Genomic DNA, 11,460 nt, shown 5'->3' on the forward strand with positions numbered 1-11,460 from the left:
CCCCGGGCGCACAGGGCGGTGACCCCGGACGGGAAGCACCCGAAGGCCCGCCGCAACTGGTCGGTGGCCGTCACCGGCTCGATGTCTCTCATCGGAACTCCTTCTCCGGCCGGCGCCCAGCGCTCGTCCGGGTCGGCATGGACGTGATCGCCCACGTGTCATCGGTGGTGGTGCTGTGTGCTGTCGGACCACCGGAGCGGCGCCCGGACATCCCGTCCGGGGAGCCCGGTGTGCCGGTACGGACGGGACGAGGAACGACCCCGGTGGCTGAGACACGGCGGGGCAGCAGGGGGAGATCCGGAGGGGGCAGGTTCGAGTGGCGTGCAGGCCGACACCGTTCCGCACCGTTCCTCGGATGCCGCGAGCCTGCCGCCGTCCGGACTCACGTGCCTACGACCGTCGTTCGAGCACGCTCATCGACTGCGGCCCGGATTCGACGCCGCACAGCGCCCGTCCGACGTTCTCCGTCCAGGTGTCGATGTTGAGTGCGGAATGCAGGCTGCCGGCGCGGCAGTTCCGGACGATCAGCTGGAGCGGCTGCCGCTTGGCGATCGCCGACGCCCCGGAGGCGCGGAAGAGCGTCTCGACCGCGGAGGCGCACGCGTCCCAGATGTACGCGACGTCGGTGTGGAACTGGACGGCCTCGCGCTCGGAGAGGTCCAGGCCCTCGGCGTCGCGCCGGTCGAGCTCGGCCACAGCGGCGTCGGCCACCAGGGCCGCCGCGCGGATCCGGGTGTGGGCGCGGCCGACGGTGAGGTGCGCGATCGGCGCGTCGATCTGGTTCGCATAGGGGGAGTAGGGGACGCTCCGCTTGCCGACACCGCCGAGGAAGACCTCCATGGCCTGGTCGGCCATGCCGAGGGCCACTCCCGTACTCGTCACGAGCGAGCGGACGAGACCCCCGCGGCGCGGCCCGCGGCCCTGCTCGGTGAGCTCGGCGATCCGCGCCGCCAGCCGCTCGGGGGTGCTGAAGCGCTCGTCGGGGACGAAGAGTTCACCGTCCGTCGCGACGGTCTGGCTGCCCGTGGCGGCCATCCCCATCGCATCCCAGTCGTCCCGGGCGACGAGCGAGTCCTTCGGGACGAGGACCATGCCGACCTTCGCGTCGTCGCTCTCGTCGTGGAAGACGGCGAGGAAGCCGTGGGAGGCATGGACGCTCCCGGTGGCGAACGGCCACACGCCCTTGACCATCCAGCCGCCGTCCACCTGCCGGGCGGTCCCGGACATGCGCCTGCTCGTGCCCCCCACCGCGAAGGTGCGGTTCCCGACCCAGGGCGACTCGTACACCGGTGCGACGACGTCGTCGGGGAAGGCGAGACTCCACATGTTGCCGCCCGCGGCCGCCCAGACCATCCAGGCCGTCGCCCCGCACCCGGCGCCGAGCGTACGGAAGACGTCGTGCACCTCCCGGGTGGTGAAATCCGCACCGCCGTACCGCTTCGGCCTGGTCAGACCGAAGACACCGGCAGCGTCGAGACGCTCGACGGTGTCCTGGGGAATGCGGCGCTGCTGTTCGGCCACGGCCTGGTGCTCGCGCAGCCAGGGCTGCATCTTCGCCACCCGGGCGACGATCTCCCGGGCCTGCGGCCGGTCGATGTCCGACTCGATGTTCGTAGCCATCGGCTTGATCACCCTCTCACTGTTGTCACGTTCACCGCCGCCGGACCCGTGCCGTCGGCGGGCGGGTTCCTCTCCCCGGCCGTCCTGGAGGTCGCCTTCGGCGCGACCGCCGCGGGGACCTCCCGGAAAGGGGTCAGCTGGGCCAGTCCTGCTTTCCCAGCGGCGTTCCGTGGAAGCCGGCGACCCGGCCGAGGCTCGGATCGGTTCCGTCACGCAGGCCCACCGAGGCGTCGGGGTGGTCGTCGAACCAGCCGTTCACGGGGTACTTGTACATCCAGTCGACGAGCAGCCGGCGGCGTGCGATCAGCCACACGCCGTCCCGCTGCTCGAACCGGTCGAGGTAACGCGCCCAGAGCTTGACGGTCTCCCCCTTCCAGTGGTGCCTTTCCGATCCCTGGTGATCCGCCTGCAGGTACGTCTCGACATGCGCGATGTCGGGACCGTCGAACTCGATCAGGCTGTTCCCGAGGAAGTGCATGGTGCGGACGAATCGCGGCATCTCGGCCGTCAGGAATTCGAGGAATCCCTCGACCGGGCCGACGTGCAGGCTCGCGGGGAACTGGACCCACGCGTCCTCGTGGAAGGCATTCCGGACCAGGTCCATGTCCACCCGGTCGAGACCGCGGCAGTACCGCAGCAGCACGTCGTGAATCTGCGCCCGTGCGCTCAGTTCTTCGAGGTTCATCAGTTTTCTCCCTGTCGTTGACATGTGTCGTCGACCCGTAGAAGGTCTTCGCGGTTCTCTCCGCCGCCGCAGTGCCGGAACTGGAACACGCCCGCCGACGCCCGAAGGACATCAGTTCTCTGCGAACAACGGGACCGCGCTCGATCTCGTGTCGGGTGAGATCGGTGGGGATCGCATGGAGCACCGGGCCGAGGACGAAGTGCTTTACGCCGGCCGCCTGTGCGGTGTGGACGGCGGCGAAGTCCGTCACCCTGCTCCCGGCCGTGACGGAAATTCCGGTGGGCTTCGCAAATTTCCGTCGTCGAACCGGTGCCCCTGGCGGCGGATGCCGGTCGGGACGTTGTCGGCGGCTTCGGGGTGAGCAGTGGTGGGTCGGCGCCGACGGCGGGCCTGCCCCGTCCGCCTCGTGTGCTCCGGGGTGCGGGCCGACGGACGTGCCGCTGGATCCGTCACCCCGGAACCGGTTGCGCCGGCCGAAGGCGAAGGTGTCGTCGCCGGCCATCTGCACCGGACGACCCGTCACCGCGATGACTTCCCGGCCGGGCAGGGGATTCGGCGAAAGGAGCTGCCCGCCTGTCGCGTGCGACGGTCCTGCCTGTCGGTCTGTTCGCGCGGTACCCGACGACGGCTCGACACCGGTGGAAGCGGTGGCGAACGTGGGCACCATCATGCGGAGCACCAGAAGAACTGTCAACACTTTGCGGGAGTTCACTGGCTGACCGTCACGCCTGCCCAAGGGGGCGGGGGACGGAGCGTCGAGCTCCGGGGCGCAGCTCGGGCCAGGTATCCTTCTGCGCGGTGAAGAAATCGGCGCTTAACGGGCGAAAGGGCCCGTCGGGACCGGTCGGGCCGTTGCCGGACCCTGGTCACGTGCGGCGGGCCGACTGGCGCGCCGCGGGATAAATGTTGACACTTGGCGGTGAGGGTGCCGTCGAGGCGCCCTCACCACCTGATCACCTGAGGCCCGGCTCCGGCTCCGGCTCCGGCTTCGGTTCCAGGGCGGAGGTGGGGGCGGGGGTCGTGGGCCGGGTCCTGGGCACAAGGATCTCCTGCAGGGCCGGCCCGACCCGCTCGACGATCGACTCGATGTCCTCGCTCACGAGCAGGGGCACCTGCACGACCCGCCGCCCGACGACGATGCCGATCAGCATGGACGCGGCCAGCGCCACCCGGACCGCACTGTCGTGGTCGTCGAGCGCGCGGCGGTTGACGTCCTCCGTCAGGCGCGACTCGACGAACTCCCGGAACTGCGCGGTCGCCCGCTCGTTCGCGATCGCCCCGCGGAGCATCGCGAGCAGGGCGTCCGCGTCCTTGGGATCGCCCTCCCACACGCTCAAGTGGGCCCGGGCGACCCGTTCGCCGAGCGAGTGCTCGGGTCCGTCGAACGAATCGGCGATGCGCGCGAGCACGCTCGGCGAGATCGACATCACCGCGGCGAAGAGCTCGTCCTTCGATCCGAAGAACTGCATCACCAGGGCGGCGTCGACGCCCGCGTCCGCGGCGATCCTGCGGATCGTCGTGGCCTTGAAGCCGTCTCCTGCGAAGCGGGCGCGTGCGGCGTCGAGGATCGTCTGACGGGTCGCGCTCTGCCCCGGCCGCCGGCCACGCGGTGGACGCGACGCCGGCGCTGTGGATTCGGCGGGCATGCGGCCAGTCTAGCGATCAGGGCCCGGCCCGGTCGCGGGACGCCCGGTGCGTGATCGCGCGAGTCCGGCCGGGGGCGGTGGGCGCGCCCGCAGGGCTGTGACCTGCGGGTTAAGTAGGTGTCCGCGCCACGTCCGGGCCGCGGTCCGTCCGTCGCGGTCCGGCGCGATCGGGCGGTCCGCGACCGTGCCGGAGCTCCGGTCCCGTGATCTGCAAGTAATATCAACAGTGGTTGATTTAACCTGGACGTCACCGTACGCTCCCTGGCAGCAAACCGTCCGACCCGGCAGTCCGAGGTGGGCCGGCCCCCGAGCCGGTGAGAGGAAACACCGCGATGAGCGACTTCGAGAAGGTCTTCGTGCCGTCCTACCCCTACGAGGCGGGGCCGGGCCGTGGCCTGCTGAGCCCCTACGAACCCGGCACCCGGACCCTGCCCGCCGGGTTCCGGATCGGCCCGCGGTTCCTGCCGCTCCCGGTCGAGGTCGTCTTCGAGAAGGACGTCCCCGTGACGCTGCGCGACGGCGTGACGATCTACACGGACGTCTTCCGGCCGGCAGGAAGCGACCGGGTACCCGTCATCGTGGCGTGGAGCCCGTACGGCAAGAGCGGAGGCACCGCCCCCAGCACCACCTCGCTGTTCGACATGATCGGAGTGGACAACGGCGCCCTGTCCGGCCTTGCGAAGTTCGAGGGGCCGGACCCGGCGTTCTGGTGCGCCAACGGGTACGCGATCTGCAATCCCGATCCCCGGGGCGTGGCGGAGTCCGGCGGCGACAGCCACCTCTGGGACCGGCAGGAGGGCCTCGACTGCCACGACCTCGTCGAGTGGCTCGCCGAGCAGGAGTGGTGCAACGGCAAGGTCGGCATGAGCGGGACGTCGTACCTCGCCGTGTCCCAGTGGTTCACCGCGGCCGAGCAGCCGCCGCACCTCGCCGCGATCAACCCCTGGGAAGGCATCAGCGACGTCTACCGGGATCTCGTCCTGCGGGGCGGCATGCCGGACACCGGCTTCACGGAGCGGCTGCAGCACAACTTCGTCGGCGCCAACCGCCGCGAGGACGTCGTCGCCGAAGCGGAGCAGCACCCCCTTTTCGACGGGCTCTGGGAAGAGAAGGTGCCCCGCTTCGACCGGATCACCGTCCCGGCGTACATCGTCGCGAGCTACTCCAACACGCTGCACACCCAGGGGACTTTCCGGGCCTGGCGGCGCATCGCCTCGGAGGAGAAGTGGCTCCGCATCCACGCCACCCAGGAGTGGCCGGACTACTACGACGAGGCGCATCGCGAGGAGCTCCGCCGGTTCTTCGACCACTACCTGAAGGGGGAGGACAACGGCTGGGAGCAGACCCCGCGGGTGCGTTACGCCACGCTCGACCTGCACGGCGTCGACCGCGTCGGCCAGCCCGCGGACACGTTCCCGCCGGACGGCGTCGAGAACACGAGGTTCTACCTCGACGCCGCCTCCCGCACCCTGCGGCGTGAAGCGCCGTCGTCCGGGAGCAGCGCGCAGTACAGCGCCCGGACGCTCCCGGGCCAGGTCTCCTTCGTCGTCGGGTTCGACGAGGAGACGGAGATGGTCGGTTATCCGAAGGCGCACCTCTGGGTCGAGGCGGAAGGCGCGGACGACATGGACCTGTTCGTTCTCGTGCAGAAGCTCGACGCGAACGGGACGCCGCTGCAGCAGTTCAACGTCCCTGCCAGGAGCGCCCTGCTGCAGGACGTCACCGAGCGGAGCGCGTCCGTCCTGCGGTACAAGGGCTCCGACGGGCGCCTGCGCGTCTCCGCCCGCCACCTCGACGACGACCTCAGCACCGACGAGATTCCGGTGCACAGCTTCGACCGGATCGAGAAGCTGGCAGCCGGTGACGTCGCGGAGATCCAGATCGACCTCGCCCCGGTCGGCCTGGTGTTCCACCGCGGCGAGCAGCTGCGACTCGTCATCAGCGCCCACAACCTGCTCGGCGCCATCATGCCCGGCGTCCCGTTCCACGAACCGCAGAACACGGGGACGCACATCGTGCACGCCGGCGGAACCCGGGCCTCGTACCTGCAACTGCCGCTCAGAACGGTGTGACCGGCGCGGGTCCGTGGACGGCCGCGAGCACCACCTGCCGCCCGTGCGCCCGTTGCTCCGCGCAACCCGTGCCGATGCGCCCCGGGACCGACTGCGAATACGGGCCCGGCACCAATGACCGAAGTAAGGAAGAGACGATGACTCTCACAGGCGTTCTCGCAGGACCCGTCGCCGGGTTGAAGTACGAGACCCCCACCTCCTGTGGACTCACCAACGAGCGCGGCGAATTCCGGTACGAGGACGGCGAACGGATCGCCTTCCTGGTCGGCAACACCTCGATCGGACACGCCCCCGCAGCACCCCGGCTGCATCTCGCGCAGATCGTCGCACGCGTCGACGGGGACATCGCCAAGCTGAAGGACCCGGGCGTGACGAACATCGCCCGCCTGGTGTTCTCGCTCGGCCGCAGCGGCATCCGGGACAACGGAACCGTCATCGCTCCCGAAGTGCACGACATCATCGGCGACCGGAGGATCGACTTCCGTCACGACGCCAACTACGCGGGCCCCCACGTGGCCGACAAGATCCAGGCGTTCACCGACGACGAGGTCGTCGTCGGACTCCTCGACGACCTCAACCGGGCCGGCGTCTTCGCCGACGCGACGCCACGGCAGTTGTGCACCCCCGCGAACGCCCGCAACGAGCTCCGCCGCAACGCCATGGGCATCCTCCGCTTCCGCGACGTGATGATCCCGCTCCAGAACGGCCGGCACGTGTTCGCCGACGTGTTCCGTCCCGCGGCACCCGGGACCTACCCGGTCATCGTCAGCTGCGGACCCTACGGAAAGGCCTTCAACCACCACTCCGTCTGCAGCGAGGCCGACCTGGAGCGGCACGAGCAGATGGAGGAGGACTACTTCTCCGGCAACGCCGAGGGCCTGCAGTTCGAGAACCACGAGACCGTCAACACCGCGACGTGGGTGCCCGACGGGTACGCCGTCGTCCGGGTGGACATGCCGGGATCGGGCAAGAGCCCCGGCCAGTTGGCCCCGTGGGGCATCGCCGGGGCCGAGGCGTTCCGCGACGCGATCGAGTGGGCCGGGGTCCAGCCCTGGTCGAACGGCGCGGTCGGCCTCTGGGGCATGTCGTACCTCGCCGTCAGCCAGCACGCCGCCGCGAGCCTGCACCCCCCGCACCTCAAGGCGATGATCGCCATCGGAACCGACGTCGACCTGTACGAGGAGGTCGCCTACAACGGCGGCATCCTCAACGAGCACTTCTTCCCGATGTGGAAGCGAGCCGGCTTCGTACCGGCCATCTGCGGCGAACCCGACATCGCGGACTTCACCCGCATCATGAAGGAGAGCCCCTTCAAGGACTCCGACCCGGACCTCATCTTCGGGCCGCGCGCCGAAATGTTCATGAGCCCGGACCTGAGCGGGGTCACGGTACCGCTGTGGTCCGTCGCCGCCACCACCCATCTCGCCCACTTCCACCAGCTCGGCAGCAGCGAGGCGTACCTCAACACGCCGGCTCCCGACAAGAAGCTCGACTTCTGGGAGGACTGGTTCCAGAAGTCCTACGCGGCCGACACCGTCGCCCGGCACAAGGCGTTCTTCGACCACTGGCTCAAGGGCATCGACAACGGGATCATGGACACCCCGCCGGTGCGCCTGGAGATCCGCACCGGCAACGGGGCCTCCTACATCCAGGAGGAGGACGAATGGCCGATCGCCAGGACGAACTACACGAAGTGGTTCTTCGACGCGAGCCCGTCGGACTGGGCCGGAGACGCCACCCGCACCGGCTTCCTGCGGCTCTCGACGACGGAGCCCGCAACCGAGCAGGACACGCGGTACTCCGCCGACGCCGAATCGGCGGATCCCCGTACGACCGGTGTCTCGTTCATCAGTGAACCCCTGACGGAGGACTCGGTCGTCGCCGGATACGGCAAGGTCGCGCTGTGGGTGTCGTCCACGAGCGAAGACATGGACATCTACGTCTCGGCGCGCGTCATCGACGAACAGGACCGCGAGGTCGACTTCACCGGCATCACCACGATGAACTACCCGGACCGCATCGCCCCGCTCACCAAGGGATGGCTCAAGGCGTCGCATCGCAAGCTCGACACCGAACGCTCCACCGAGTACACCCCCAAGCACACCCACCTCAAGGGCGACCACGCCCCTCTGCGCGACGGCGAGGTGGTACCGGTCGAGATCGAGCTCATCCCCAACACCGGACTGATCCGGAAGGGCCAGCGCCTGCGAATCGACATCCAGCCCTACGACGGCGTCGCCCACGGCGTGCACCACGCGTACGACGTGAACTACCACGCGGGCGCCGTCAACACCGTTCACACCGGACCGGGCCGCGTCGGGTACGTGCAACTCCCGATCGTGCCGCGTCGCCTGACGACGTAGGCACCGAGCAGGGTCCTGGACGGCCCCGGTAGCACCGCCCGCGTGCTACCGGGGCGCCCGTCGCGTCGGTCGTCGTCCCGCGCAAAGCCCTCCGCCGGGCGACGGAACCCGTCGAGGCGGTCGAGGCAGGTCGGTGTCGCCTGATTCCGGGTCTGAAACTCCTTCTCGGCAGTGCGTTCGGCGGGTCCGTTCCTCGATGTGTCGACGTATCGATGCATTGATGCGTCGATGCTGACGGAAGCCGACATCGACATCGACATCGACACCGGGTTCGCGCTGATTGCCGACCCGCTTCGCGGAACCCTCCTGGTTCTGCGGCATCAGGGGTGTGCAGGGCATAGCGTGGCGACCATGTTCATCCTGGAGCTGACCTACATCGCGTCCATCGAGCGTGTCGACGCCGCCCTCGCGGAGCACACGGCATGGCTGGACGCCCACTACGCCGAGGGCGCCTTCATCGCTTCGGGCAGGAAGGTCCCGCGCGACGGTGGCGTCATCGTCGCCCTCGGCGACGACCGGGCGAAGATCGAGGAGATCGTGAGGAGCGACCCGTTCAGCGTTGCCGGGGTCGCCGAGTACACGATCACGGAGTTCGTTGCCACGAAGACGGCCCCGCCCCTGGAGCCGTACCGTCAGGACCTTGCCGACTGAGCCCGCACGGAACAGGGTGGAACTGCCGCCGCGGTCACCGCACCGGTGGACGCCGGTGCGGGGTCGTGCAACGACAGCCCCACGGCATCGTCGCCGGCACGGTGGAGCCGTCGGGTGAACGGGAACGGGAACGGGACGGCGGCCGTCCGGGCCCGGGTTCGCGCTGCGGCGGCCCGGTCGGTGACCGGGCCGCCGCAGCCGCCTGCCGGACGGGTCAGGAGACGCTGACGGCGCTCCAGGCGGCCGCGACCGCGTTGTACTCGGCGCTGCCGGCGCCGTAGAGGTCCTTGGCGGCGTTCAGGGACGCGGTGCGGGCGCCCTTGTAGTCCGTGGTGGACGTCATGTAGACGGTCAGTGCGCGGTACCAGATCCTGGCGGCCTTCTGGTTGCCGATGCCGGCCACGGTGGAGCCGTTGCAGGTCGGGCTGTTGTAGGTGACGCCGTTGATCGTCCGGCTGCCGCTGCCCTCGCTGGCGAGGAAGAACCAGTGGTTGCCGACGCCGGAGGAGTTGTGCACGTCCAGCTGGCCGACCTTCTTGCTCCAGCAGTCGGCGGAGCGGCCGTCCAGCGAGGGCTTGTCGAGGCGGCGCAGCCACGGCGGGGTCGACTGGTCGCTGAACAGGTAGTCGGGGGTGTCGATGCTGCTGTTGGCGTACCACTCGACCATGGTGCCGAAGATGTCGCTGGTCGACTCGTTGAGGCCGCCGGACTCGCCGCTGTAGCGGAGGTTGGCGGTCGCGCTGGTGACGCCGTGGGTCATCTCGTGGCCCATGGTGTCGAGGTCGACCTGCTCGGGGTCGGTGGTGCCGTCGCCGTCGCCGGTCATCATGCAGAAGCAGGCGTCGGACCACTGGGCGTTGTCCCAGTCGGTGCCGACGTGCACGAAGACGGTGGCGCCCCTGCCGTCGTTCTTGATGCCGCTCCGGCCGAAGGTGTTCTTGTAGTAGTCGTACGTCCAGGCCGTGTTGGCGTGTGCGTCGACGGCGGCCGTGGCGCGGTCGGAGGAGAACTTCCGGCCGTCGCCCCAGGTGTTGTCGGCGTCGGTGAAGAGCGTTCCGGAGCTCGCCTTCACGGCGTTCGAGGAGATGTTGCCCGCGTCCCTGGTGGTGTGGCCGCGGACCGGGTCGATCAGCGCGTACCGGCCGTCGGACTGCAGGGTGGTGCTGACGGTGACGGTGCCGGTGTACTCGGAGCGGCCGGTGCCGGCGGCCTCGTGCTCGGCATCGAAGTGCTCGATCTCCTCGCCGGTGGTCGCGTCGGTGACGATGACGCGGCCGGAGGGCTGGCCCTGCTTGCCCAGGCCGCTGACGGTGGTCTGCCAGGCCAGGCGGGCGGTGCCGTCGGCGGCCCAGACGACCAGCTGGGGCTGGGAGGTGGCGGAGGATATGCCGGGTGCGGCGGCCAGCGCCTTCGCGGCGGTGGTCCGGGCGGGCACGTTCGGCACCGTGGACCTGACGGTCGGGTTGTGCCCCTTGGCCCGGGAGGAGTCCTTGAGCCGGCCGTGGGCGTCCTGGTGCACCACCAGGTCGCCGCCGACCACCGGCAGGCCCTGGTACGTGCGGTCGAAGCGGACGTGCTGGCTGCCGTCCGCATCGATGACGACGTCCTTGACCTGCAGGGCCTGTCCGGCGCCGAAGCCGAAGAGCTCGGCGTTGTGCGAGACGTTGGTCCTGGCCTTGGCGATCGCGGTGTCGCGGCCCGGGACGGCGGTCGCGGTGGCGACCTGGACGCCGGCAGCGACGAGGGCGGCGGTGGCCGCGAGGGCGCCGGCCGTGAGGGTGCGGCGGCGCGGTGAGGAGGTGGGGCTCACTCTGTACTCCAGTCGGTAGCTGCTGGGTGACCGACTGCGAGTTTGGCCGTGAACAGACAAACAGTTCTACGAAACAGTATGGGATTTGACCATTTCGTAGCCGAAAACCCGCGCCGTTCCGGTCGAGCCAGGGCCGTTCGGTCGAGCCGGGAACGGAAGGGCGCGAGGGGCACGGCGAGGCCGCCGGGGCCGCACGCGGCGCGCAAGGTCCTCCCGGAGACCGCACCCGGACCGGGTCGTGCGCGCTGCGGTTGACGCCCCGTCAGGAGCGGCCCGGACCACCGCCCTGGGTGGAGGCCGGCCGGTGATCGAGGCTCTGGCGCTGGTGGCCCGGTACGCGAACGCCGGGAACACGACGTACTACCCGCTGGGCGAGACGGTGCCGGTCCACAAGGCGATGGGCGGGGACTGGGCGGAGGTCGTGCACCGTACCGACAAGCGTGGTCGGCGGCGGGCGGTGCGCATGGTCTACGAGGTCGTCGCTTTCCAGGCCCTGCGCGATCAGCTCAAGTGCAAGGAGATCTGGGTGGCCGGCGCCGACAAGTGGCGCGACCCGGATGAGGACCTGCCGCAGAGCTTCGAGGCTCGACGGGCCGAGAAGAGGGCCTGAACG

The 11,460-nt window shown here is 69.9% G+C and carries 8 protein-coding genes; 4 read left to right on the top strand and 4 right to left on the bottom strand.

Features of this window, described 5'->3' with window-relative positions:
- Positions 1-390: 390 nt before the first annotated feature.
- The 3 genes from SNE206_RS37855 to SNE206_RS37865 form a co-directional block, all read right to left on the bottom strand.
- Positions 391-1,620, bottom strand: coding sequence for an acyl-CoA dehydrogenase family protein (locus SNE206_RS37855; protein WP_407918134.1), 1,230 nt, complete (start codon positions 1,618-1,620; stop codon positions 391-393).
- A gap of 133 nt (positions 1,621-1,753) precedes the next feature.
- Positions 1,754-2,305 (bottom strand): nuclear transport factor 2 family protein, encoded by a 552-nt coding sequence (locus SNE206_RS37860; RefSeq protein ID WP_407918135.1) that lies wholly within the window; start codon positions 2,303-2,305, stop codon positions 1,754-1,756.
- Positions 2,306-3,258: 953 nt separating this feature from the next.
- Positions 3,259-3,951 (bottom strand): TetR family transcriptional regulator, encoded by a 693-nt coding sequence (locus SNE206_RS37865; protein WP_407918136.1) that lies wholly within the window; start codon positions 3,949-3,951, stop codon positions 3,259-3,261.
- A 332-nt stretch (positions 3,952-4,283) separates the two neighbouring features.
- Between SNE206_RS37865 and SNE206_RS37870 the strand changes: the two genes are divergently transcribed.
- The 3 genes from SNE206_RS37870 (at position 4,284) to SNE206_RS37880 (ending at position 9,037) form a co-directional block, all read left to right on the top strand.
- Complete coding sequence (locus SNE206_RS37870; RefSeq protein WP_407918137.1) at positions 4,284-6,023, top strand: CocE/NonD family hydrolase; 1,740 nt, start codon at positions 4,284-4,286, stop codon at positions 6,021-6,023.
- Positions 6,024-6,160: 137 nt separating this feature from the next.
- Positions 6,161-8,386, top strand: a complete 2,226-nt coding sequence (locus SNE206_RS37875) for a CocE/NonD family hydrolase (RefSeq protein WP_407918138.1) — start codon at positions 6,161-6,163, stop codon at positions 8,384-8,386.
- 351 nt (positions 8,387-8,737) lie between these two features.
- A complete protein-coding gene (locus SNE206_RS37880) occupies positions 8,738-9,037 on the top strand; it encodes a YciI family protein (RefSeq protein WP_407918153.1) in 300 nt (99 codons plus the stop codon).
- 214 nt (positions 9,038-9,251) lie between these two features.
- On the opposite strand, the gene SNE206_RS37885 is transcribed toward SNE206_RS37880, so the two are convergent.
- On the bottom strand, positions 9,252-10,847 hold the full coding sequence (locus SNE206_RS37885; protein ID WP_407918139.1) for a M4 family metallopeptidase: 1,596 nt from the start codon (positions 10,845-10,847) through the stop codon (positions 9,252-9,254).
- Between the two features lie 304 nt (positions 10,848-11,151).
- On the opposite strand from SNE206_RS37885, the gene SNE206_RS37890 reads away from it, so the two are divergent.
- Entirely contained in the window at positions 11,152-11,457 is a 306-nt protein-coding gene (locus SNE206_RS37890; protein WP_407918140.1) for a hypothetical protein, read from the top strand.
- The last annotated feature ends 3 nt before the right edge of the window (positions 11,458-11,460 follow it).

Source organism: Kitasatospora sp. NE20-6, assembly GCF_045862635.1.

What these genes read in the sequence shown, in the direction of transcription:
- SNE206_RS37860 (WP_407918135.1), bottom strand. Translation starts at nt 2,305, where the DNA reads ATGAACCTCGAAGAACTGAGCGCACGGGCGCAGATTCACGACGTGCTG.
- SNE206_RS37875 (WP_407918138.1), top strand. Translation starts at nt 6,161, where the DNA reads ATGACTCTCACAGGCGTTCTCGCAGGACCCGTCGCCGGGTTGAAGTAC.
- SNE206_RS37865 (WP_407918136.1), bottom strand. Translation starts at nt 3,951, where the DNA reads ATGCCCGCCGAATCCACAGCGCCGGCGTCGCGTCCACCGCGTGGCCGG.
- SNE206_RS37855 (WP_407918134.1), bottom strand. Translation starts at nt 1,620, where the DNA reads ATGGCTACGAACATCGAGTCGGACATCGACCGGCCGCAGGCCCGGGAG.
- SNE206_RS37870 (WP_407918137.1), top strand. Translation starts at nt 4,284, where the DNA reads ATGAGCGACTTCGAGAAGGTCTTCGTGCCGTCCTACCCCTACGAGGCG.
- SNE206_RS37880 (WP_407918153.1), top strand. Translation starts at nt 8,738, where the DNA reads ATGTTCATCCTGGAGCTGACCTACATCGCGTCCATCGAGCGTGTCGAC.